The sequence below is a fragment of the Bacteroides ovatus genome (genome assembly GCF_001314995.1).
Classification (GTDB): domain Bacteria; phylum Bacteroidota; class Bacteroidia; order Bacteroidales; family Bacteroidaceae; genus Bacteroides; species Bacteroides ovatus.
This window is the reverse complement of sequence record NZ_CP012938.1, coordinates 4,333,114-4,358,479: the sequence shown is the minus strand read 5'-3', so window position 1 is coordinate 4,358,479 and position 25,366 is coordinate 4,333,114. Positions and strand designations below refer to the sequence as shown.

Sequence of the window (25,366 nt, the reverse complement as noted above, 5' to 3'; positions counted from 1 at the left end):
ATAGTCTTATTAGGTTTTCAGTATATAAGTCAAAGTATAGTCGCTCTAAAATCTGTAAAGAGTACGTGATTCTGCAAAAGACGTAAACCGAAGTGTCCGTCACCTTCACTACCCGCAAGGGTATAGCGGAACAACTCTTCATCATTCACAGAATAAGTTGTGATTCCCTTTTCCACTCGAATCCGAATCTCATACCATTGATTGGGGACGAGTAAATGAGAGGCATCGGTATATTCTTTCAATAAAGGTTTCACCTTGTCATCTGCCACTCCATAATATTCTCCTTTGTATCGACGGAAACGGGTCGTTGAGTTATCATTTCCTCCGTATCCAACGTAGAAAAGGTTTAATGTGTTATAGTTTTTAAAGATGCCGTCACGCCACTGACTACGGGCAAAAAGATCATCAGGGTATTTAGGATCATTGGCAGCCCAGAAGCAGTTCAGATCACTCAAGCGGTCATACTTTCCACCTTGCATCACCATACAAATACGATAACTTATTTCATAATCGCCCGTCAATCGTTGCCGATACCACATAGTCAGTCCGTCCGGAACTATCAATTCTAATGTATCTGCACTTTCTATTATTTGCAAAGCATGGGATGCATCTTCTATTTTCCATTGCTGCACAAAAGAAGCTTTGTGCTGTGCCAAAAGCACCACACTATTTAAGAGAAAAAAAGTAATCAAACTGTAGCCTATAAAAAATCGCTTCGTCATTACGGTATTAGTTTAAAGATTATTCTTCCGAATACAAAGAAACCCCTCTTTTCGAAAAAAGAGGGGTTCAAATTGTACAAAATAACTCAAATAACGTATTGACTGATAATTTGCATTACCAATATCTTATAGTTTTTTCATCAACAAAGTTCTCATACCATTTCTGGTTTGAAACACCCTTACTATCTACCCATTTAGTAAAATCAGGATATGCTTCTCTAAATGGTACACGTTCATAAGCATGACGTGTGCCAACCGGAAGTTTAACTCCCCAAGTGGAACCTTTGGTATTTGAATAATAAACATTTGCATCCAGTGTAGTGTCACCCGCAACCAATGCTTCATATTCTGCTTTGTAAGCAGAAGTCGGTGCATAACCCCTCATGTGTATTTCTTTACCACCGTTCACCTTAATAAAGAAATTCTGTCTATTAGTATCTAAAATCAACTCTCTAAATGCTGCAAGCTGAGCATCTCTTTCAGCTCCAGTTAATCCTTCTTTACCAATCAGTCTAACTTCAGCACGCAACATAGGTAGTCCTTCTCTTACTTTTCCTTGTGTTACCTGAAACATATCCTGATTATTATCCATCAAAGAAGTTAAACCATCCAGTGTAATAACAGTTCCTTCCGCTTGTGCTTTATCCACTGTCAATATTGCGAAACGCGGTTCTTTGCGAGTATCATTACTCCAATTCCAATTTTTATTTTCAACTTTCACTATATTTTTTGTAGAAAGTTCCTCTTTAGCTAAGTCTGTCATTGTTCCCTGACCACCTTTTAGTATAAGGCTTGCAGTAATCCGATCAACATACTCGCTTTTCAAACCATCCAGTACAACACCTAACACAGTCGGGTATATACCACCTACAGCACGAACATCCAAAGTCAACAACAATTCTTCTTTACCTCCTACAGTCTCCATCATCTGTTGACTATGACATTCAGTCACCTTCAAGTCATACTCGAATACAACATCGTTGAAATCTTCATCATACCATGAATCCAGTTGAATAGGCCAACCATCTTCGAACATCACCACACCTGTGTTATGATAGAAAAGATAGCCTTGGTCCGTTTCATTTGTCGGCTGCACTGCATCTTCAGGAAGCGCAAGAGTTACCGATGCCAGACGGTTTGTTTCAAAATTGAAACCAGTACTCTGATCTACACCACGACTAACAGGAGACAAAGCAAATTCTTTTGTAGCCTCTGTTCCCGAAACTGTATTGTATTTCATATACACTTTCTCGCAAGCAGCAGGAACATTCAACGTAAGAGTACGGGAATCTTTCACTAATACATCTCCCACAAGCAGACTCGCTTCAGAACCACTTTTATCGGAATATACATTCACAAGTGTAGAAGCATTTACCGGGTCAACAGTTCCCGAACCATCGTTACCTTTTTCCAACTCATTATCAGAGCAGGAAGTAGTAACCAACATTGTCCCCATAAGGACATACATCAAACTTTTAATTTTCATCTTAATTTAATTTTTAAATTTATTGTTTGTTTTTGTTTCGCATGAGAACCTGGCTTATCACACTTATTTTCAGGCTCCATTTGTTAACTTATCAAAAATATATTTAACGCCTAATAGCTTTTTGCTTGCCTTTATTTGTAATTTCAATCCTTTCCATCGAGAATAATCACAAGAGCTAAAATAGGGCTCAAAAAGCCTGTTCATGAACAATGGATAATATATACAAGTTATTTCGTATATTTGCATTAGACAGAACATTCAATACAACAAATATAGAACTTTTATTCCGAATATACAAGTTCTATATATAAATATATCAAGGGAAATGGATCAAGTACTGTATGGTATAGATTACATAGAATATTATTTCTATTGGATATATTACAAGTTTATTGGCTATCCTTTAATCATAAGAATATGCTCAATTGCTGTAATGTTTTGTATTATTGCGTACTTATTTCTCCTATTCCATATTATATATGGTATATTTAAAAGGCGAAAAGAGAAGCGGAAATACAATAAAGCATTTGATAAGTATTATGAAGAAATGAAATCTATCTCACTAGATTCCAACACATTGAGTGAAGAAGAGATAGCTGACAGATTAGAATATGATACGAAAAAGCGCCCGAAACCTAACGAGTTACGCATTATCACTCAACTATTAACAGAAATCAAGAGTGTGCATGAAGATGAGATCAATGAACTAAACTATCAAACGATTCAAACCGTATTCCAAATCACACGTTTCCTTGAACGCGAACTTCAATTCGGTTCCAAAAGATCAAAGATACAAGCTCTGAAACTTATTCAGTCCATCAATGGCTATGCCTCTGAAGCGGTATTGGTGCGTTTCCTCTATCATCGTGAACTAGAACTAAGAAACTCGGCACGCTATACTTATATGTGGTTAAGCCAGGGTGACCCGTTCCGCTTCTTCGACGAAGACATCGGCATGAAGTTAAGGCAATGGGACATGATGGAGTTACACGCTATCTTGGAGCACCGTAAGAAAGTGGGATATAACACACCCACCTTTATTAAATGGGTGAATACTTCAGCTGAAGAAAACGTTAAGATATTCTTTATCAACGAAATCCGGCTATATAATGAAACCGAAAGTGCCCCAATTCTCGCGAAGCAACTCAATGCCCGTTCTGTGGAAATACGAGGTGAAGCGATCAAGACTTTAGGTAAACTAAAATACAAAGAGGTTGAACCTAAGCTGATTGAAATGTATAATGTACAACCGGAAGAAGTCAAACGACAAATCATTTCGGCTATTGCGGATCTAAAGACCGATAAGGCTTTAGGATTTCTTTACAATGCTTATGATGAAGCAGATAACTGGGGAACCAAGAGAGTCATACTCAAAGCCCTCTATGAGTATAGTGCAATGGGAAGGAAAACATTCGATCAATTGGAAAGAAAAGCAGATTCCCACACAGCTATATTGTTTGCCCACACCAAGCATCCGTTAATCAACCAGTTAAACTAGAGAACATGAGAGATATAATATTTACATTCTTCAATTATTTCGTATTCTTTTATACGAGCATGCTGGCGATATTCTTCGTCACATTCGCCTTCCTCTCTTTCATTTCTCTAAAACGGAGAAAGGATTACTATGTGGAAAGCTATATGCGGAAAACAATCAAGGAATCCCCCTATACACCGGGCATTTCGGTAATTGCTCCTGCCTTCAATGAAGAAAAGACAATCATTGATAATGTGAACTCCATGCTTGCATTGGAATATCCGCTTTTCGAGGTGGTTATTGTAAATGATGGAAGTACGGACAGTACATTGGAAAAGATGACCGAATATTATGAACTGGTAGAAGTGCCCTATGCTTATATCGAGCGAATCAAAACCAGACCGTTCCGAAGACTCCTCAAATCCTCCAACCCGAAATACAGCCGACTCATCGTTGTAGACAAAGAAAATGGAGGAACTAAAGCGGATGCATCCAATGCGGGTATCAACGTTGCTTCTCATCCTTATTTTATCTGCACGGATGTGGATTGCATTTTGGAAAAGTATGCTCTTTATCGTTGTATCTCGCCCATTATATCTTCAGAAAAACAAGTAATTGCAGTCAGCGGAACGATGTTGATGGCTAACGGATGCGTCGTGAAAGACGGACAAATCATAGACGTTAGAACTCCCCGTACACCGATTCCACTTTTCCAGAATCTGGAATACATGCGTTCCTATCTGATTGGTAAGATGGGATGGTCCGCAATCAATGGTATGCCGAATGTTTCCGGTGGATTCGGTCTTTTCGACCGTTCGGTAGCGATTGCAGCCGGAGGATACGATGCCCCCTCTTTTGCCGAAGACATGGACCTCATCACCCGCATGGTAGGATATATGTGCGACTTCTCCCGTCCTTATAAGATCGTACAGATTCCTGATACTTGTTGTTGGACGGAAGGACCTCCCAACCTGGCAATGCTTTACCGGCAACGTACCCGTTGGGCACGGGGATTGTTCCAGACACTTAATATCCATCGTAAGATGATTTTCAAAAAGACGTATAAACAGATGGGACTGTTAACTCTGCCTTATATGTTCGTTTTTGAGTTTCTGGCGCCGATCATCGAGCTCGTCGGTTTGATAGTATTTATCTATCTGGCCTTTACAGGAGCAGTCAACTGGAACACGGCATGGATGATTTACCTGACGATCTATACGTTCTGCCAGTTCCTTTCCATCGTTGTTATTACCTACGACTACTATGTCGGGATGCTATATAAAAGAGGATATGAATACCTGTGGATTATCATTGCGTCCATATTAGAGCCTATCTTCTATCATCCCATCATCACTTTCTGTTCATTGAGAGGATACCTCAGTTATCTGACCAATAGAGACTTCAAGTGGAAGAACATGGAACGTAAGGGATTCAAGCAGAAAGAAGAAAGTGCAGACGGTACTGATATAACGGCAATGAAGCCCGAACCTGCTACGATTTAAACAAGAAAGAAAGATTAAAGACAAGATAGAATGAACAGAGAATTTCTCCATAAGATCACCATATTAGGTTGTCTGTTTTTACTGATAACCTCTTCCTCCGGGACCGACAACGGATTCCAGACACCGGAGCAATATGCCCAGATTGTACAGGAGCATTTTGCGAACGAGGAATGGGAAGCAGGGAAAGAGCTGTTGGAGGAGGGCCTTCAGAAATACCCGAATGTTTCTGACCTTGAATGGCTCATGGGAAAATACTGGTTCCACGAAAAGAACTATGACCAGTCGCGTTATCATCTTGTCAAAGCGATAGATGACAATTACAACAACGTCAATGCCAAACATCTGCTGGTAGATGTAGAAGATATCACCGAGAATTATTCCAGTGCTATTTGTTACGTTAATGAGTTGCTGGAAGTGAATCCGTATTGGAGAGGTTTATGGCGAAGAAAGATTGAACTGTACCGCAAGCAGAACAACGATGTGGAAGCAGATCGTCTGTTGAAACGAATCAATCAGATTTACCCGAACGATACGATTCTAAGGAAGGATTATATCTACAGCATGGAGGTAGGCTACCAGCAAATGAAAAAAGGTGGTAACCGAAAAGAGGCTATCGAAAAGCTGACGGAGCTCATCAAAGTATCTCCTCAAAACGAAGAATATTATCTGGACATCATTAACCTGCATTTACAGGAAGGAAACCGGGAAGCTGCTCTAGGCTGGTCATCCAACGGTTTGGCTGCCATACCGGGAAGCGGTGCGCTTATCGTCAAAAGGGCGAGTATCCTTAGTGAATTGGCACGTTATCCGGAAGCTCTGGTGTTTATACGCGAGCAAATGCGAAGAAACAACAGCCCTGCCATACGGCGTATGTATAACGACCTGTTAATGGAGGCTGCCCGAGCAGAGAAGCAGCGGGATCCTTATGTATTATATGGCATGGCCTACGAAGGAGGTAATAAGAACAAGGAAGCATTAGACTACCTGCTGAACACTTCCGTCACCCGGGGATATACCGATGACGCACTCTTCTATATCAGAGAAGCTAAAAAACAATATGGCAACAATGATAAAGGAATTCTTTATAAAGAATATATGCTTTATCGCCAGATGAATGAGGATGATCTTGCCTATTCAACGCTGAAAAAGATGTATGAGATGTATCCTGATGATTATGATATTACGCTTGCCATGAGCGCACAACACATGAAGAAAGCTGAAAAACTGATGGAACTTGGTCTGTACGCAGAAGCATTGCCGCACGTATTGTTCGTTTCTCAAAAACATGTAGACGACAATGAAGTGAACGGTGCCGCATGGGAAAAAGCCTTGAGTTGCTATATCAATATGAAACGTTACAATGAAGCACTTGCAACATTGGACACCATCACTCTTCACTTCCCTGATTACGAAAACGGCACGTTGAAAAGGGCATTTATTCTCGATAAAATGGATAAAACCGAAGAGGCTTTGCAACTGTATCTATCTGCCATCGAGCAGAGTGATGAAGATATGCGCATTTTCTATGTTATCGGGTACGAGGAACTAGCAGTGCCGTACATCAAGAAATGTATGGAAGCCGGAGCTACGAAGAAAGCATACGAGGAATCTGTTAAGCTAATTAGCCTGAATCCATCAAGCGATCTCGGATTACGGTATGCCATCAATTCGTCCGGTTTACTCGGAAAATACGATGAATTCGAGAAATATACAGCACAAGGAATCAATTATTATCCTGAAGAACCATTCTATCAGGCTAAAAGAGCTACCGTGCTTGAACGTGACAAGAGATACGAAGCTTCTTTGGAATTCCTGAAGCCGATACTCAACAAATACCCGAGCAACAAAGAGATTATAGGCGCATTCTCACAGAGCAGTGAATACCGTGCCCTGCAACTGACAAAGGCCAAAGAACCGGAAAAGGCTCTCGCTGTTCTTGATACAGCTTTGCTTTATGACAGTCAGAACAAATCATTGAAGTACACTAAGGGAGTGGTATATGAAGCCAACCGTCAAGCGGATTCAGCCTATTATTACCAAAAGTACTACGAGCCATCCATCATGGAATATCGCTCTTTCCAACGACATTTATCGGGCCTTAGAAGCATGATGCTCAAGAATGAGATTGCTTTGACCTATCTCCGTGCACGCTACGGAGAAGAAGATATCATTACCTCTGTTGCAACAGCCGAATATACCCGAAAAGGCCAGAAGAACAGCTATACAGGACGTCTCAACTATGCAGGGCGAAGTGGCTCGGCAAGCGACAGCATGGAAGCGGAAGAGCAGACACCGGGAGGAGTCGGCATTCAGGTACAAGGTGAGTGGACGCATCACTTCTCACCGAAGTGGAGCCTCACGGCCAATGCAGCCTTTGCGACCAAATACTTCCCGGACATAACGGCTGATGTCGCTTTACGGCATTATCTCAAGAATGATTGGGAAATAGGTGCGCATGTGGGTTATAGACGGGTAGCCGCCTACACAAAGCGTTATGAATGGAACGATGAATTCTTTGCAGGTGGCACCGGAGACAATGGCTATCTGTTTACGGGTTGGAATGAGTCAAAGACTAACCTACTCACTGTAGGCGGAGAATTAGCCAAGACCATTGAAGTGGTTCGTCTCAACACGAAGATCGATATGCACTTCTTCAACTCTAACTTCTATTACAATGCGCAGATTGGCGCCAAATACTTCCCGGCGAGCGATACAAAGACAAATATCAACGCCATGGCAAGCATCGGATCGGCACCGGAAACGGCCGTACTGGACTATGCGCTGCCCGGCTCTTTCTCTCACACCAATACCATGGTGGGATTGGGAGGTCAGTATATGGTCAGTCCCAACATTACCATAGGCTTGATGGGCACTTGGAACACCTATTATAACCAAACCAATACGGTGCGAGGGACAAGTCCGTCCAACCAGATAGAATCCATATCGACACGCTATAAAAACTTATATAACATCTATGCACAAGTTTATATTTCATTCTGATACGCTTGGCCCTGTATTGGCAGGAATGATATGTATTTGCTGCCTTTTATCCGGCTGCCGTATGCAGGCACGCACGGAGATGTTCCCATCTAAAGAAGGGTATCTCGTCACCATTGGTGAGGATCCGACCGACAGAGACACCCGGTGGGCGAAATACCTGTACGAACATCTCAAGAAGCGTGCAAACGACGATGAAATAGTAGCTTTTGGCGTTTCCGAAATGGACATGTGGCGCATCATCATACAGATAGACCCAACATTGCAGAGAGGATTCAAAGTAGCCTGCAAAGGCTCTGATATCAGACTGACCGCAAGTGACGACAAACAAATGTTATGGCTGCAATACCAACTGATAAAGAAGATCAGCAAAGAAGACCCGCGTATAGACGGTTCGGATCTTCCTCCCGCCCTTATCAATCTCAACGATACTTGCGGAGCTTTTGCATTTGACTATCAAAGTATTTATTCTCCATACGGCCTGAACGCCGATCATACAGGCGTTATCGGCCTGAACAACTTTGATGACAGCTGGGGAATATGGGGACACAACCTGCGAAAAGTCTTGGGAAAAGATGCAGAGAAAGTATATGCCACCATTCACGGGAAGACAGATGACTCACAACTGTGTTTCTCTTCCGAGGATATGTATCGCCAGATAGAAAGTTACATCGTAGATAACTTCGGTGAAAAGGGGAATTTCCGTTTTGTAATCGCACCGGATGATACTCCGTACGCCTGTACGTGTGCCACCTGCACCGCATTGGGAAATACAGAGAAGAACGCAACTCCCGCCGTTACGGAACTGATCCTCCGCCTGTCGCAGCGTTTTCCCAAACACACGTTCTTTACGACTTCCTACCTGACTACGCAACAAGTCACAGACAAGCAGCTCCCGCCTAACGTCGGGGTAATTGTCAGCGCTATCGACTACCCGCTCCGCCGGACAGACGGCAAGGACGAGCAAGACAAGAAATTTGCGGAACAACTCGACAACTGGAAGAAAGTAACGAACAACATCTATATATGGGACTATATCAACAACTTCGACGACTACCTCACTCCTTTCCCCATATTAAAGATAGCCCAGCAAAGACTCCAACTTTTCAAACAACACGGAGCCAGCGGCATATTTTTCAACGGAAGCGGTTACAGCTATTCTTCCTTCGATGAAATGAGGACTTTTGTATTATCAGCCCTTCTTATCAACCCGGAGCTTCCGGTTGATGAGTTAATTAAAAGCTATTTCAATCAGGAATACCCGGTATCCAAAAAATGGCTGTACGATTACTACACAGAGCTAGAAAACAACGCCCAATCCGGAAAGCGGCTCGGACTTTACGCCGGTATCAGAGAATCGGAAAAAGGATTCCTCTATCCGGAGAAGTTTATCAAATTCTATGATGAAATGGGAGATTTTGTATCCGAAGCAAAAGGGAAAGAGCGCAAAAAGCTGCACGAGCTCCAGACCGCCTTGTCTTTCACGCGCATGGAATTAGCACGTGACCACAGTTTCGACGCTTACGGATATGCCAAGCGGAATGGAAAGGATATTCAACCGCTTCCCCAAGCTCGTAAATGGGTCACCCAGCTCAAAGAGCATCAAGCATTTGCCGGAATGGGATATTATAATGAGTCAGCTTATGAGATTGACTATTATATAAAGGAATGGGAACAATATATACTTGCTTCCGACATAAAGAAAAGTTTGTTTCTGGGAATGCATCCTTCCGCAACCCCTAAACTAAATAAAAATGATTCAAAGAAACTGACCGATGGCACTCACGGTTTACCCGGAGACTATCATTGCGGTTGGGTTATCATTCCGGGAGAAGAATGTACCATCAACCTGCCGGTTAAAGGACTCAATGCATCAGGAACATTCTATATCAGTTTTTTGAATCTTCCCCGCCATCGCATCTATGCTCCACAGCAAGTTCAACTGTTGAAAGACGGAGTAGCCTATAAAACAATAGACTTAAAACCGGAAGACTCCCCAGAAAAAGGAGAAATGATGAAAGCCACCGTTCCGGCAGACTTGAACGGAACAGAACAATTAAGCATAAAAATCAGTTGTTTAAAGAAGCCGGGAACGCAAATGGGTATCGATGAAATTGCATTCATCCCTTAAATGCTGAAAAAGTGATATAACAAAAATAAATGGCAACAATGAATAAATCTATATTCTATATTTTACTACTGACGGCACTTCCGCTCTACTTTACAGGGTGCAGAAAGGAAGTACGTCCCACCAGCATGACGATAAAAGATTCCGTCAGACACTATTACCCTATCAAGCAAGGTCAGCAACTCGATATCATGTTTACCATCACCAACACGGGAGACGCTCCGTTAATCATTTCAGAAATGCAACCTTCCTGTGGCTGTATCATTCTGGATAAAAGTTCGCATATCATCATTCCCGAAGACGGTATCAGGCAATTCAAAGCAACCTACAACAGCATCAAGAATGTAGGCGAAGTTGTTCACCGCATCCGGATTTTCGGCAATATGCTCCCAAATGGAAAAGCAGAACTAAAATTTGATGTTAACGTAGTCCCCGACGCAGATTATACACGTGATTATGAAGAACTCTATCAGGATTTCAACACTAAAAACGGCATTGTCAGGGAAATGGTAGACGGAAAAGAATCCGAACTAGGATATTATGTAGGAGAACCCTAATAATAAGTATTAAGTATCAAGTATTAAGTATTAAATGACTGGCTAATACTTGATACTTAATACTTGATATTGATACTTATCTCTACGGATGTATTTCTTTGAATGCGGCATTTTCTTCTTTCACATTCTGAATAGTCTGTTTTAACTCCCCAATCGGCAAGTCATATCCATACCAGCCTGTATAGCAATCCACCACATACCATTTCCCGTCAGCCTGCAATTCGAACTCGACACGCAAATCCACTTCGGACTCTTCATAGCCCGCTTCAAAGATTTTGTGTTTCGGTTCATTCAGCGTAAACTTGGAGACATAGATTCCCCCTTCTTCCTGGGTGATACGTTCTTCCTTCATGGTTTCGCTATCCAGCAACGGCCATTTTTCCTTAGTGAAAGGGAACGTCTTTTCGGTTTCGCCGTCATCTGCCAATAAAGTAATCGGGGTCTTTAATGGGAACTTGACACGAGTATACTGGAAGGCTGCACTGGAAGTAAATTTATCCAGAAATGATTTGAAATCTTCACCGTCTTGCGTAGTCAGTTCACTATCGGCTTTTGCCTTGGAACTATTACCGCAGGAGATAAACGAAACACCGGCGAACAGCAGCATAGCCAGCAAGCAGCATACAAACTTTTTAGCTCTCATAACACTATACAAATTAAGAGTTTAATTGACGGCGCAAAGATAATGACAAGTTTGGCATCTTGGTTATTTTAAGAACTAAATATTTGCGTCTATATAATCAATTTCCCGAATCTATGTATGTTTCAGATATTCATAACCGAAGCGACAGTACAGACACTTTCGCTTATCACAATACTCTTTTTGCAACTGTATCAATGCCTGACTATCCGCCGCACTGACAACCGGAAGCCCGGCATCGCTCCACGAGCGGATAATATGATTACTCTCCGCCTTCAATTCTTCCAGAAAACGTCCGGCACGTTCACACATTCGTTCATCTGTCTTATGCAGACCGTATGTATAAAGAAAAGGAACCACTGTATTAATGATAATCAAATCCTTGGAACGCTCTCCCATCGTCTTCTCCTTTTGTGAAGACGGTCGCCCGAATAAATAATGATTTTCCCAATAGGGAGACGTACGGGCATCCAGCAAGGTTCTCACATCCGCCAGAGTTTCCGCTTCCAACAAACGTGAAAACAACTTATCCCCTTTCTGATAGAGATAAGCTAATTGCGCCAAGCGAATATGCGGAAAGTTTTCCGGACGAAGCCGTAGAAAACGCCATAACGTAGCGTCCATCCCCTGCCCGATTTCAAACTTCCGCTGCAAATAACGGAACTCCTTGCAAAGACGGAGACTATACTCGTCTTCCTGTTCCTTTTTCAGAAACGTTTCTTCCAACAATCCCGCCAAACCATAGAAAAAAGCCTCTATCTGAAACAAATCATTCCGGTGCTTATCCAGCGCACGAAACGGCAGTAATCCCGCCCACGTTTCGAAAGCATCCCCATTCAAGCCAAAACCGAAATTACGGGCAAGGGTGATAAAGAATGCATCTTCCCAATTACGGTTACAAAGCGCGAGACGCTGTGTGATTAATCGGGCTTTCTGCTCCAAACGTTCTGTTTGCAAAGCGGTCAGCCAGGAATGAATGGTAAGTTTGGGAAGAGAGGCAAGGATGGGATGGCAAGCCGGATACTGATCGGCTACACAAAGTTCATGGTAATGCAATCGCACATTTTCCGGGCAAGTCAGTAACAGTTGCGGTATCTGTTCACCGTTGGTACGGGTTATTTCCGTATCTGCTTCACTCACTACATGGAGAATCACAGAGTCGTATGCTTTGTCAGAATGATGTCCGTGGCGAAACCAGTCGGAAGAATGTGTATGTATTTCGATGTTTCCCACCCATAAGGCGCCGTCAATCTTTAGTTTCGCGTTGAAAAAGTCGGGACCGGCGTTGGGGTTTTGCAGACCGGGGTCAATCACTTCTACCGGTAAGCCGTTGGTGGTTTGCAGTACTTTCAGGGGAAATAATTTATGTTTCCACACGTAGTGGAGAAGATGTTCCATGTTAACAAGACGTTAATGTGCGCTGCAAATGTAATAAAAATCTTATCTTTGCGACTATTATTTTGAATATAAGTCAGAAAACAATGAAAATAGCACTGATCGGTTACGGAAAGATGGGCAAAGAGATAGAAAAGGTTGCCCGTAGTCGCGGACATGAAATCGTCTGCATCATTGACATCAATAATCAGGATGACTTCGAATCGGAAGCATTCAAATCGGCCGATGTGGCCATTGAGTTTACCAATCCGATGGTAGCTTACAGCAATTATATGAAAGCGTTCAAAGCCGGTGTGAAACTGGTATCGGGCAGTACCGGATGGATGACCGAGCACGGCGAAGAAATCAAGAAGCTCTGCACGGAAGAGGGCAAAACACTCTTCTGGTCGTCCAACTTCAGCCTGGGAGTCAGCATCTTCTCCGCTCTCAACAAGTATCTGGCTAAAATCATGAATCAGTTCCCTGCTTATGATGTCACCATGAGCGAGACACATCATATCCACAAGCTGGATGCCCCCAGCGGAACAGCCATTACACTGGCGGAAGGTATTCTGGAAAAGATAGACCGTAAAGACAAATGGGTGAAAGGAACTTTCCTTGCGCCGGACGGAACCATTAGCGGAACCAACGATTGTGCTCCTAACGAACTTCCTATCAGTTCCATCCGTGAGGGTGAAGTTTTCGGACTTCATACCATCCGTTATGAGTCCGATGTAGACACCATTTCTATCACCCACGATGCCAAGAGCCGCGGCGGGTTTGTATTGGGAGCCGTATTGGCAGCCGAATATACTGCCACACACGAAGGTTTTTTGGGTATGAGTGATTTATTCCCGTTCTTGAATGACTAAAATATCAGAAGCTAGTTCTAAACAAATATAACATTATGAGACAAGCCACACGCGCACAATGGATCAAATGTGCCACTGCTATTCTACTTTACCTCATCTTCCTTATCTGGGTACGGAGTTGGTGGGGATTGATTGTTGTTCCTTTCATTTTCGATATTTATATCACAAAGAAAATTCCCTGGTCTTTTTGGAAGAAGTCGAAGAATCCGGCTGTCCGCAGTATCATGAGCTGGGTAGACGCCATCGTGTTTGCGTTGGTTGCTGTCTACTTCGTCAATATCTACATCTTCCAGAATTATCAGATTCCTTCTTCTTCATTGGAAAAATCATTGCTGGTGGGCGACTTCCTGTATGTGAGCAAGATGAGTTACGGTCCCCGCGTACCGAACACTCCCCTTTCCATGCCGTTGGCGCAGCATACACTGCCTGTCTTCAATACTAAATCATATATCAAGTGGCCACAATGGAAGTACAAACGGGTACCAGGCTTCGGCAAAGTGAAACTGAATGACATTGTTGTCTTCAACTTCCCCGCAGGAGATACGGTAGCAGTGAACTACCAACAGACAACGGACTTCTATACGCTGGCTTACGGCGAAGGACAACGTATCTATTCCAAACAGATTGAAATGGATAGTCTGACACGCGCTCAGCAACGTGCCATCTATGATTTGTACTATGCTGCCGGACGTAAACAGATAATGAACAACCCGCGTACTTACGGAGAAGTCCTCTGGCGTCCGGTAGACCGTCGCGAGAATTATGTGAAGCGTTGTGTCGGCCTGCCCGGTGACACCCTTCAGATTGTAGACGGACAGGTGATGATTGACGGTAAAGCGATTGAGAACCCCGAAAACCTGCAATTCAACTATTTCGTACAAACCACTGGTCCGTACATTCCCGAAGATATGCTTCGTGAACTGGGTATCAGCAAGGACGACACCATGCTGATAGAAGACTCCGGCTGGGAAAGCGGACTGCTGGAAATGGGACTGGACAGCCGGAATGCACAGGGCAAACTGAATCCGGTATATCATTTCCCGCTAACCAAGAAGATGTATGAAACGCTTTTGGGCAACAAAAAGCTAATCAGCAAAATAGTAATGGAACCCGAAGATTATGCCGGACAGATGTATCCGCTCAATCTTTATACCAAATGGAACCGCAACAATTACGGTCCGATCTGGATTCCTGCCAAAGGAGCTACCATTACCCTCACAGAAGACAACCTGCCTATCTATGAGCGTTGCATCGTAGCCTACGAAGGCAATAAGCTGGAAGTGAAACCGGACGGTATCTACATCAATGGTGAAAAGACCAACGAGTATACCTTCAAAATGGATTATTACTGGATGATGGGTGACAACCGTCACAACTCCGCCGACTCCCGTTATTGGGGTTTTGTACCCGAAGATCACGTAGTGGGCAAACCGATTGTTGTATGGCTATCGCTTGACAAAGACCGTGGATGGTTCGACGGCAAGATTCGCTGGAACCGCCTCTTCAAGTGGGTAGACTGATAAGTGTACGGATAGAATAGAGTGATAAGGTGATAAAAGTTGATGAACATTCGTAAATTCAAATGGATACTAGCATTTGCCGGAGCAGTAGTCGTAGTGCTTCTGCTCCGGGGATTTGCTTTCACGTCCTGCCTTATCCCTTCCACCGGCATGGAGAATTCCATTTTTCAGGGTGAACGTATCCTCGTCAACAAATGGAGTTACGGGCTGCGGGTTCCTTTCATGTCGCTTTTCTCTTATCATCGCTGGTGTGAGAGTCCTGTACGTCGGCAAGAAATCGTAGTGTTCAATAATCCTGCCGGAATCCGGCAACCTGTCATCGACCGCCGGGAAATCTATATCAGCCGTTGTCTCGGAGTTCCGGGAGATACGTTGTTGGTCGATTCTCTTTTCTCCGTTATTTCTCCGGAGGCACAGTTTAATCCGGATAAGAAAAGACTTTATTCGTACCCCGCTTCAAAAGAAAATCTGATTACGTCACTCATGCATACTCTTTCCATCACCAACGACGGATTGATGGGAAGTAATGACAGCACCCATGTGCGCAGTTTCAGCCGTTACGAATATTATCTGTTGGAACAGGCCATGAATGGGAAAGAGAGCTTCGTTCAACCTTTGTCAAACAAAGAAGATGCCGAACCAAATCCGCTGATTGTCCCCGGAAAAGGGAAATTTATCCGGGTCTATCTCTGGAACATGACCTTGCTGCGGAATACCCTCGTGATGCACGAAGGCAAACAGGCAGAAATAAAGAACGACACTCTATACGTGGACGGAAAACCCACACAACACTGTTATTTCACCAAAGATTACTATTGGATGGGGTCTAACAATACCGTCAACTTCTCCGATTCACGGCTCTTCGGATTTGTCCCGCAAGACCATATCATCGGAAAAGCCTCCATTATTTGGTTCTCCAAAGAAAAAGAAACAGGGTTGTTTGACGGATATCGATGGAGGCGTTTCTTCAGAACAGTGAAATGATCTTCCGGATCATAAAAGAAACACCCCCTTCATAATATCTCATAATATCCTTAATAACAGAGCCTCCTAAACGAATTAAAATGAAAGAAATGAACATCGCTTATTTATCTTCAGCCTATCTCGCTCCCGTTGAATATTATACCAAACTACTGGCTTATGACAAGGTATTTGTAGAACAATACGACCACTATATAAAACAAACCTACCGCAACCGGTGCACCATTGCCGGCCCATCGGGTGAGTTAGCCCTTTCTATCCCAACCGTAAAACCCGACACATTGAAGTGTCCGATGAAAGATATCCGCATCTCCGACCACGGCAACTGGAGACATCTACATTGGAACGCCATCGAATCGGCCTACAACAATACTCCTTTCTTTGAGTACTACAAGGACGACTTCCGCCCCTTCTATGAAAAGAAATACGAGTTTTTAATCGATTTCAACGAAGAACTCTGCCGGATGGTCTGTGAGTTGATTGATATTCACCCCACCATTGAGCGCACTTCCGAATATAAGATGGAGTTTGCTCCCGGAGAATCCGATTTTCGGGAAGTAATTCATCCGAAAAAGGATTTCAGGGAAGTAGATACAGAATTTGTCCCACAACCTTACTATCAGGTTTTTGAGTCCAAACTGGGTTTCCTGCCTAATTTGAGTATCATAGACCTGTTGTTCAATATGGGACCGGAAAGTCTGTTGGTACTGGGCAAACAATGACCTCACTTTTCTATCGGAATGTAAAGTTACATAAGTCTTTATAATTACCGAATATCTCACAGTAATGCCATTACTGCATTTCTTGTCATTTGTTATCCTTTCTTTATTAAAGACTTTCCTTTTTCAGTCAGGCGATACTTCTGCTTTGGACTTCTCAGTTGCTCCGGGAAAATAGGTTCTAGCACTCCTATTTCAATAGCGGGTCTTAAGTATTCTTTTGAAAAGTAACTACGATTTTTCAAGCCTAAAAGTTCCATCATTTCCTTAACGGAATATGTGCTATACTCAATAACATTTAATAGAGTCTGAACTTGTATGGTACTTATGTGGTACTTATGTGGTACTTGTACGGTACTTATGCGGTTATCCTCCCCATATCGGAAAATAAGTTTCACAAAACCATTAGATAACTCAAATTCCGGTTCTGGCAAGTTTGCTTTTTGACATTCTTTCGTCATTAAACTTATACCACGCCCCCAACTCTCTAATAATTTACGTCTGTAAAGCACATTGGCAATTAAAGGATTCTGTGGTTCTGAACAATGTTCGGATTTCATCTTTTCCATATCCCAATCACGAGGGAATGTACCCGGATTTTCGATTTCCACACGATCATCATAGATAGCTATTCCTACAGAGCCGCCAGGAGTTCGAAGTTGTCTATGACAAAGCGAATTGACAACCCCTTCCCGTATAGCTTTATAAGGAATCGTCAAATGCTCTTCTCGTTCCAACCCTTCGGTTGTACCCGACAGAGAAAGATGCTTAAATATAAAGGCCATTGCTGCATCAAGCAATTTGAACAGATTACCTTGCACGCGCTGATTATCCATAAAGATCATTTTATCCGTTCCTTTGAAACGTGCCAATCTCAAGAGGCATTGTGGATATTCTATCAGTTCCCGATTAGCAAACAGTATGGCTGCGGCATTGTTTAATACACCATTTGCCAGCAACCCGAATCTCTCTAAAATAACGGCAACATTGTTCCCCGTGTTCTCTGGTAGACGACCACATTCTATTCCAAGCCTCACCGTTTTTAAAATCTCATTCTCATCCATATCCTGTATAGAGAGTTTGGTGTTTTCAAACAATTCCCAACGGTATTTCGCTTCGTCACGAAGCATCAGCAATCGGTTGTACACCGCTTGCGGCATAATTGACGTCACGCTTTCTACACGATAATAAGGACGACCTTTATAGCAAAACGGACGATTTAACCTTGAATCATCGACATAAAGGGCTATTATCTTTTTATTGCTATCTGAAACAGGTATATAAGAAACTTGCACTGTGGCTGTTGGTTCCAATCTGTTAATAGCTTCCGCAATACACCTTTTAGTTACATCAGCAACTTCTTGTCCGATTATTTTCCCTTTGTCAGTAACACCGAATAAAACCGTTCCACCTTCTCCATTAAGGAAAGCGCAAAGTGTTTCCATTCCTCGCTCCAACTGTCCGGTGGTTTCTTTAAATTCCAGTTGTTCATTTTCAGTCTGAACAATCAGGTTTTTTATATCTTCAAGATTATCTATTTTCATACCATATATTATTGATTCACAAAAGTACTCTTTTTTTTGTAAGATAGTAGCATAGAAACAAGTTACTTCCCTACCAAGACAGTTCACACAATAGGTATATTGAAAAATGAAACCACCTTTATCTTCTTAAAAGGTGATTAAGGTTTAGCGATAGCATCATACATCATAATACTATAATCCCGTATCATACTCTCAACTAAACCATAATCACTAAATGAGCTCTATAAAGCTGTTTATACCGCTACTTCTTCACGATTCTTCTCTTCATTAGATTCTGCCGCATCCAACCGATTCAATAAGTATCGTACATTCTGAAGATGTATATTGTTATTCCGATCCATTTTTTTAAATTGCCAACTGTTTTTAGTGGTATTCAGTATACAATTCATTAACGTTCCCACTGCATCAGCACTCTGGAAACGATTGGTATTGGAGATTTGCGTATTCATCATGTGCGCGCCGAATCCTCTAATCACCTCTTTCACACTTATCGACTTATAAGTACGGATGGCTTCAAAGGCCGCCACATTACTATAAAGCGTATTAGCTAAATCCTCCAGTCTCTTTCGGTCTGTTCGTTCCACCAGATAGCTTTCAGGATTCATAAAACGATTGAGAGTCAGATAAAAAGCCATCATTTCATCATCGGATGAAAAGATAACGTGCATGAGTTGCGTCGCGTCCCCCGGACGGGCCTGCTGATTGCTTAAAACTTCTTCCATAAGAATTTTAATTAAATGGTGAATAAATTAAGTTTAATGGGGCGATACAGAAAGGTAGTTTTAAGGAATAAAAGAAGCGGTTCCGCCTGTCCCATTGCTCTTCACCATCCACAACAGGCAGTAGGTGCATTAACATCCTACATGGGGGTGCGAAACCGCCATATAGGAAAATGGGACAAGCATAAAAAAAGCTTGCCACACTAGATACAGCAGTTTCCCTGCTGTGGATTTTGATAAAGAGCATTGCAAAGATAGAATATAAAATCAGAAAAGAGAAAAGAAAATCAGTATTAATTGAAGTTTACAGCAATAAGCTTAAGACAGAACTTTCTAAAGCCTACTTGCAACTATAAGATTCATTTTGAAGGTTCACCGGTTTCACCTTTAGCTGAATGACTATAAATCAAAATCTTATGGTGAAAGAGGATGTAAAATACAGAAAGAACCATCTTTCACCTCCTTCACAAAGATAAAAAGCCGAGGGATAAATGACAAGATAGCACTGTGGAGATGCTTACATCATATAAATGAGTGTATACATCCAATTTGTTGGGTATATATATCCAATGTATTGGGCATATATATCCTGCACGTTGGATATATATATCCTACGTCTTGGGTATATATATCCAACAACTCAAGTATTAATAACCTAGATACAAAGTATTAATAGCCTATAACTCAAATATTAATACTTAAAACAACGGCACAGTACCTTTCACATCTCTGGATGCACTACCGATGACTGCCTCAAACTCGTACACCATTGAGCAAGATTAATAAAGCTATTTCGCAATTAGTTTCAAGCCTTGAAACAAAGTGTTTCAAGCAGGGAAACGAAGTGTTTCACACCGAGAAACGGATTGTTTCAAGCCTTGAAACAATTCTTGAAACTAATCGCTACTGGTGAAGTAAGCGTCTCCGCGATTCTATATAGTGTATTAAAATAAAAAGGCTAATGATCCCTTTTTAGTCATTAGCCTTTTCCCATCTGTCAGGAAGCAGTTCCCTGTATTTTTCAATTGGTGTGTTCGGTTGCCATTCGGCTGTTCTGTTTATCACATCCGTGAGATACTCAAATAGATTCACTTTATGCATCCTACAAGTGAGTGCTATCGTATAGAGTATGGCGCCTCGTTCGGCCCCCTTATGGCTGCCGAAGAACAATGAGTTTTTTCTAGATAAGGATATGTACCGGTTCATCCGTTCAACCATATTGTTGTCCAGATAAGTGTCACCATAATTAAAGATGTCCACCACTGCATTCCACTCATTGCGAAGATAGGTAATGGCTTCCTGCAGTTCGCTCTTAGGTAATAAATCCCCCCGTTCTTCTATTTCATCAAGCACATCTTTTATTTCTCCGAGTATGTCCGGCGCATACTTTTTTCGATGCATAAGATTCTGTTCTACCGTCCATCCCTCAACCCCAACTTTATGCTTATGCTCGTTTTGATAAAGTGCGTTTATCAGCTCCACGATTCTTTTTGCATCCGGCTCCTTCTCACCGCAATCTATAAATTTCCGTTTTATATGTTGCAAGCACGGGATGCGTGTGATATTGGGATAAGCATCGCTTTCGAGCTTCCGGTAAGGTGAGTAACCATCGCTTTGTATGATACCTTTGCAACTGCCTAATTCGTTAAGAATAACTCTTTCAGACCGGGAGCCGTCATCATAGAGCAAGTATATCATCCTGGTGTTTATGCCGACAACCACCCAAAGGTATCCCTTCCTGACTCCTTTTCCCTTGCTGTTCTTTTCTGGGACGAGTATTTTGTAATAGGTTTCATCGGCTGCCTTATAAGGATCACTCAAAGCTGTCTGCCGGATGCACTTATAAAGATTTTCGAAGAGGTTTGAGGCTTTCTCTATCAACTTATGAGCCGTAGGTTTCTTCAGCGTAAAGCCATGACTCTCGAAGTAGTTGATGATTCTTTCAACAGGTAGCGATTGTATATAACGTAATTCCATCAATCCGGCAATAAATGAACCGTCATAGCTGGAATTCAAGAAGGCCGAAGCCGGTGTTTTTCCCTCAAACAGGCGACCTTCTTGCGTATAGGTGTGTATCTTGTAGACATGCTTGATGAAGCGCATGGGTACACATTCATAGCGGACGCATATTCTGGGAACAGTGGTAAACAACCGGGCCTTATTGATGTCAAAATCGGGATCATCGGGATAAACGACATGTTCTTCTTCCTCCATCTCATAATGCATGTCACGTTTGGCCCCATTGTTCTTTCTTGCTTTACGCTTATCTGCTTTTTCCGCTTCTATCTTCTGCCGCTCTTCTTCGAATATGGCAGATTGGGGAGCCTGTTGCTGTTCGGATGTGTTGGATACAAGTTTGGCGAGTCCCTTAGTAAGGCGCTGTTGCTTGCTAAGAGATTCGCCTTTTTGAAGGAGTGCCTCTTTAAGGGAAGAAACCTCCTTTATCAAAGCATCTATTTGGTCCAAGAGTCTGTTGTTGTCATCTCGTAATCCCTTGATTTGTTCCTTCAATAACTCTATGATCTCATCCTTTTTCATGGCATAAAGATATAAAAAATCAACGAATTGGCCAAATAAACCGGATGATATCTTTAGCACAAATAACTAATAATCAGAATGTTGAATTAGATCCTGAAACGTTTTCTCAACCGTACAGACTTTAATGACACTCCATTTAAGATAAAAGACAAAACCTGATAAGAGATCTCGTAATTGCCTGTATTGGGGTTAAATGTCGGTAACTCAAAACTTCCACCTTCGAGGCGCTTGTAGTACAGAAGAAAGCCATCGCCATCCCAACGCAGTATTTTTACACTTTGTCGGTTTTTACCAAAGAATAAAAAGATATCTCCGGAAACGGGAGACAAGTCCTTCATTTCCGATCGTATAATTTTGAATAAACCGTCAATGCCAAGGTTCATACGAACAAAGCCCTGGTACAGATAGTAGCGATTGGCTGATGTTAGAGAATACATGGATCTCCCTCCGTTCTTTCGTAATCGCGCAACATTTTAATAACACCACCGGGTGTGGCCCGTTTGACCGAAATGGTGGTTCCACTGTTAAAGGTGATTGTGATCCCGGCAAGACTAAACTCTTCTTCCGACAACATGGCGGGTGCTATTTGAGTGAATGAAGGAGAGGAAGTTGTCGGTTGGGAGGGTTCAACGCCGCCATAATAATCACGGACCACATCTGCCTTGGCTTGTTTAACGCTATAGCCCCGTCTGGACATCCAGGAACTCATACCACCAAAAGTGGTATGCTGATCGCGGCAAACATCGGCTAAAGAACAATTGTAGTCTACTTTCAATACTTCAAGGAAATGTTTCCAAGTTTTTCCAAATCGATTTTCTGCTAAATCCATAATGCTTCATTTTTATACATAGCAAAAATATAAGAATGAAAAAAGGGCGACAAGATAGAATCGCGGAGACGCTTACCTGGTGAAGAGATAGTGAAGTTGTTGCCCTTCACCCGTAAACTCCTTATTCATCGAGGAAACAGAGAAAAGGTGAAAGGGGAGTTGAAAAGGTGGGAAATAAATATCCAGTGGGAAAAATTATTCGATTCTGTACGGAACTGGCAAATCGTCCACAGTTTGTGGACAAATTGGATTTTATCCTTTTCTCATCAAACTTAAAGCTACTTTTTCCTATATGGGAAGATAATACAAATTAAGGGTGAATGGTAGTAAGTTCTATCCCGACTATAAACAAAGAAGGCGGCTCCTGTACCCGGAACCGCCTTCATCTCCTAAAAAAAGATCTCTAACCAAACATCTACCTATTTCAACTCAAATGGTACAATACCTTTAATATCTCTGGATGAACTACCGATGATTGCCTCAAATTTGCCCGGTTCGGCCACCCATTCGTGCTTGGCATCATCGAAGAAGCTCAATGCTTTCTTATCAATCGTCAGCGTTACCGCTTTCTCTTCGCCCGGAGCCAGTTTCACTTTTTGGAAACCTTTCAACTCTTTTACCGGACGAGGGAGAGAGGATTTCTTATCACTGATATAAAGCTGAACAACTTCCTGACCTTCACGAGTGCCTGTATTCTTCACATTGACCGTGAAAGAGATGGTATCATCTGCTGTCATTGTCTTCTTGTCGGCCGAGGGTTTTCCATAGGCGAAAGTAGTGTAGCTCAATCCGTGTCCGAACGGGAACAGCGGTTTGATTTTCTCTTTATCCGCCCAGCGATAACCTACGAAAATATCTTCCCGATAGATTTCATTAATGGTGTCCCCTCTATGTTTAGACTGTGCCAGCTCTTCTTTATTACCGGGATATTCGCCCAGTTTATGAGCACCTACATCTTCCAGTTTTGCAGGGAAGGTGAAAGGAAGTTTCCCTGAAGGGTTAGCGTCTCCCACCAATACAGAAGCAAGAGCTGTTCCGGCTTCCGAACCCAAGAACCAACCCTGAACAATAGCAGGCACTTCATTCACCCAAGGCATAGCCACTGCATTGCCGGAGATATTGACAACAATCAGGTTTTTATTCACCTTTGCCAGTTCGCTTATCACTCTATCCTGCGCGTAAGGCAAACCTAAAGAAGCACGGTCCGAATCTTCACAATCCTGATGATTACTCTTGTTCAAGCCACCGAAGAAGATAACATAGTCGGCATCTTTAGCCACTTGCAAAGCCTCAGCGAGCAGTTCATCTTCCGAACGGTTGTCTTTCAAGTCCTGACCGGTTTTCACACCGTTATACTCTCCTGTCGGATCGCCGACATATCCACGGGCATACACCACTTCCGCTTTTGAACCCACACGGCTTTTCAGTCCATCCAATGGAGAAATCTCATATTTCACTTTCAAAGAAGAACTACCACCGCCCACAGTCATCATCTTTATCGCATTTTCACCGACCACTGCGATTTTCTTCGCTTTATTCAAATCGATAGGCAATACGTTACCGTTGTTCTGCAACAGCACAATTCCTTCTTCAGCTATCTCACGTCCGGCCTGCCCGTGCTCGGGAGAACCTAAAGAGCCGAATGGTTTGTGCGGGTCCATTGAAGTACGGAAAATCAGACGAAGGACATTGCTAACCTTTTCGTCCAGTTCCTTTGTTCCTACTTTACCCTCTTTTATCAGTTTCAGGTAAGGAAAAGCAAGGTAATAATTATCATACGCATTTCTCGTTCCGGCAGACAGTCCGTTCGTCCAAGAACCAAACTCCAAGTCCATGCCGTTATGAATAGCCTGTTCGGTGTTGTGCACACCTCCCCAGTCGGACACTACGACGCCATCAAAGCCCCATTCATCGCGAAGAATATCTCGAAGCAGGCGCTTGTTGTGACAGGCGTGCTCTCCCTGATAGAGATTATAAGAGCCCATAATCGACCATGTTCCACCTTCCTGGACAGCCGCTTTAAAAGCAGGCAGGTATATTTCATAAAGAGCACGATCACTCAATTGCACATTGGTGGTATGACGGTTGAACTCCTGATTGTTCAAGGCATAATGCTTCACACAGGCAGCTACCCCGTTCTCTTGTACACCTTTGATGTAAGGCACCACCATAGTGGCGGACAGATACGGGTCTTCTCCCATATACTCGAAGTTACGTCCGTTCAAGGGAGTACGGTAGATATTCACACCGGGACCCAACAAGATGTCTTTCTTGCGGTAACGTGCCTCTTCACCGATACTTTTTCCATAAAGATGCGACATTTCGGGATTCCATGTAGCAGAAAGACACGTCAGTGCCGGATAGGCAATACAGGAATCGTTTGTCCATCCAGCCTGATCCCATTCATCCCACAACACTTCCGGACGGATACCGTGAGGACCGTCGGTAGCCCATACTTCGGGAATTCCGAGGCGGGGAACGCCTGCCGAACTAAATTTAGACTGTGCATGAATCATCTTCACCTTTTCTTCAAGGGTCATCCGGTTCAATGCATCTTTCACTCTCTCTTCAATAGGCTTACCAGTATCCAGATACACCGGCTTCTGCGCAAAGGCAGGCAGCGCAGTTATCACAGACAAGCCAAGTAACATTGCTTTGAATTTCATGTTCATTTATGATATAAGAAATAAGTTCATACTTTATTTATATAGACTCTCAAATGGGGAATATTTCCTAGTTGCGGATGAGTTTATTAATGTTT

At 42.7% G+C, this 25,366-nt stretch carries 19 protein-coding genes; 9 read left to right on the top strand and 10 right to left on the bottom strand.

From position 1 onward, the window contains the following. Positions 1–29 precede the first annotated feature (29 nt). Both Bovatus_RS16760 and Bovatus_RS16755 read right to left on the bottom strand, forming a co-directional pair. Positions 30–722: a DUF6250 domain-containing protein gene (locus Bovatus_RS16760; RefSeq protein ID WP_004298143.1), complete on the bottom strand. Its 693-nt coding sequence runs from the start codon at positions 720–722 to the stop codon at positions 30–32. 115 nt (positions 723–837) lie between these two features. Beyond that, a complete protein-coding gene (locus Bovatus_RS16755) occupies positions 838–2,208 on the bottom strand; it encodes an LruC domain-containing protein (RefSeq protein WP_004298142.1) in 1,371 nt (456 codons plus the stop codon). Between the two features lie 325 nt (positions 2,209–2,533). Here Bovatus_RS16755 and Bovatus_RS16750 point away from each other — a divergent pair, with 325 nt between their 5' ends. From Bovatus_RS16750 to Bovatus_RS16730, 5 genes are read left to right on the top strand one after another with little or no spacing between them, the layout of a single operon-like run. Further along, a complete protein-coding gene (locus Bovatus_RS16750) occupies positions 2,534–3,706 on the top strand; it encodes a HEAT repeat domain-containing protein (RefSeq protein WP_004298140.1) in 1,173 nt (390 codons plus the stop codon). Positions 3,707–3,711: 5 nt separating this feature from the next. Then, the gene (locus Bovatus_RS16745; RefSeq protein WP_004298138.1) at positions 3,712–5,187 is read left to right on the top strand and encodes a glycosyltransferase family 2 protein; all 1,476 of its coding nucleotides are present in this window, start codon (positions 3,712–3,714) and stop codon (positions 5,185–5,187) included. A 30-nt stretch (positions 5,188–5,217) separates the two neighbouring features. Further along, the gene (locus Bovatus_RS16740) at positions 5,218–8,187 is read left to right on the top strand and encodes a hypothetical protein (RefSeq protein ID WP_004298137.1); all 2,970 of its coding nucleotides are present in this window, start codon (positions 5,218–5,220) and stop codon (positions 8,185–8,187) included. After that, positions 8,162–10,315 (top strand): DUF4838 domain-containing protein, encoded by a 2,154-nt coding sequence (locus Bovatus_RS16735; RefSeq protein WP_004313845.1) that lies wholly within the window; start codon positions 8,162–8,164, stop codon positions 10,313–10,315. The genes Bovatus_RS16740 and Bovatus_RS16735 overlap by 26 nt, the downstream gene beginning before the upstream one ends. Positions 10,316–10,353: 38 nt before the next feature. Then, the gene (locus Bovatus_RS16730; RefSeq protein ID WP_004322513.1) at positions 10,354–10,869 is read left to right on the top strand and encodes a DUF1573 domain-containing protein; all 516 of its coding nucleotides are present in this window, start codon (positions 10,354–10,356) and stop codon (positions 10,867–10,869) included. A gap of 82 nt (positions 10,870–10,951) precedes the next feature. Here the strand turns inward: Bovatus_RS16730 and Bovatus_RS16725 are convergent, their stop codons facing one another. Both Bovatus_RS16725 and Bovatus_RS16720 read right to left on the bottom strand, forming a co-directional pair. Next, positions 10,952–11,512, bottom strand: coding sequence for a hypothetical protein (locus Bovatus_RS16725; protein WP_004298133.1), 561 nt, complete (start codon positions 11,510–11,512; stop codon positions 10,952–10,954). 111 nt (positions 11,513–11,623) lie between these two features. Further along, positions 11,624–12,907: a DUF2851 family protein gene (locus Bovatus_RS16720; protein ID WP_004298132.1), complete on the bottom strand. Its 1,284-nt coding sequence runs from the start codon at positions 12,905–12,907 to the stop codon at positions 11,624–11,626. An 83-nt stretch (positions 12,908–12,990) separates the two neighbouring features. Here Bovatus_RS16720 and dapB point away from each other — a divergent pair, with 83 nt between their 5' ends. From dapB to Bovatus_RS16700, 4 genes are all read left to right on the top strand, one after another. Further along, positions 12,991–13,755, top strand: a complete 765-nt coding sequence (gene dapB / locus Bovatus_RS16715) for a 4-hydroxy-tetrahydrodipicolinate reductase (RefSeq protein ID WP_004298130.1) — start codon at positions 12,991–12,993, stop codon at positions 13,753–13,755. A gap of 35 nt (positions 13,756–13,790) precedes the next feature. Further along, a complete protein-coding gene (gene lepB / locus Bovatus_RS16710; RefSeq protein ID WP_004298128.1) occupies positions 13,791–15,275 on the top strand; it encodes a signal peptidase I in 1,485 nt (494 codons plus the stop codon). A 42-nt stretch (positions 15,276–15,317) separates the two neighbouring features. Beyond that, positions 15,318–16,259 (top strand): signal peptidase I, encoded by a 942-nt coding sequence (gene lepB / locus Bovatus_RS16705; RefSeq protein ID WP_004298127.1) that lies wholly within the window; start codon positions 15,318–15,320, stop codon positions 16,257–16,259. An 80-nt stretch (positions 16,260–16,339) separates the two neighbouring features. Beyond that, on the top strand, positions 16,340–16,978 hold the full coding sequence (locus Bovatus_RS16700) for a WbqC family protein (RefSeq protein WP_004298125.1): 639 nt from the start codon (positions 16,340–16,342) through the stop codon (positions 16,976–16,978). A 92-nt stretch (positions 16,979–17,070) separates the two neighbouring features. On the opposite strand, the gene Bovatus_RS16695 is transcribed toward Bovatus_RS16700, so the two are convergent. From Bovatus_RS16695 to Bovatus_RS16665, 6 genes are all read right to left on the bottom strand, one after another. Next, positions 17,071–18,519: an ATP-binding protein gene (locus Bovatus_RS16695; protein ID WP_004298122.1), complete on the bottom strand. Its 1,449-nt coding sequence runs from the start codon at positions 18,517–18,519 to the stop codon at positions 17,071–17,073. A gap of 233 nt (positions 18,520–18,752) precedes the next feature. Continuing rightward, on the bottom strand, positions 18,753–19,241 hold the full coding sequence (locus tag Bovatus_RS16690) for a hypothetical protein (RefSeq protein WP_004298120.1): 489 nt from the start codon (positions 19,239–19,241) through the stop codon (positions 18,753–18,755). A 969-nt stretch (positions 19,242–20,210) separates the two neighbouring features. After that, positions 20,211–21,776 (bottom strand): IS66 family transposase, encoded by a 1,566-nt coding sequence (tnpC, locus tag Bovatus_RS16680; protein WP_052587919.1) that lies wholly within the window; start codon positions 21,774–21,776, stop codon positions 20,211–20,213. Positions 21,777–21,862: 86 nt separating this feature from the next. Then, positions 21,863–22,213: an IS66 family insertion sequence element accessory protein TnpB gene (gene tnpB, locus Bovatus_RS16675; RefSeq protein ID WP_004296723.1), complete on the bottom strand. Its 351-nt coding sequence runs from the start codon at positions 22,211–22,213 to the stop codon at positions 21,863–21,865. Next, positions 22,201–22,605 carry a hypothetical protein gene (locus Bovatus_RS16670; protein WP_004298116.1) on the bottom strand — a complete coding sequence of 135 codons (405 nt, stop codon included), beginning with the start codon at positions 22,603–22,605 and terminating at the stop codon, positions 22,201–22,203. The genes tnpB and Bovatus_RS16670 overlap by 13 nt, the downstream gene beginning before the upstream one ends. Positions 22,606–23,024: 419 nt before the next feature. After that, positions 23,025–25,277, bottom strand: a complete 2,253-nt coding sequence (locus Bovatus_RS16665) for a glycoside hydrolase family 3 C-terminal domain-containing protein (protein ID WP_004298111.1) — start codon at positions 25,275–25,277, stop codon at positions 23,025–23,027. Positions 25,278–25,366: the final 89 nt, after the last annotated feature.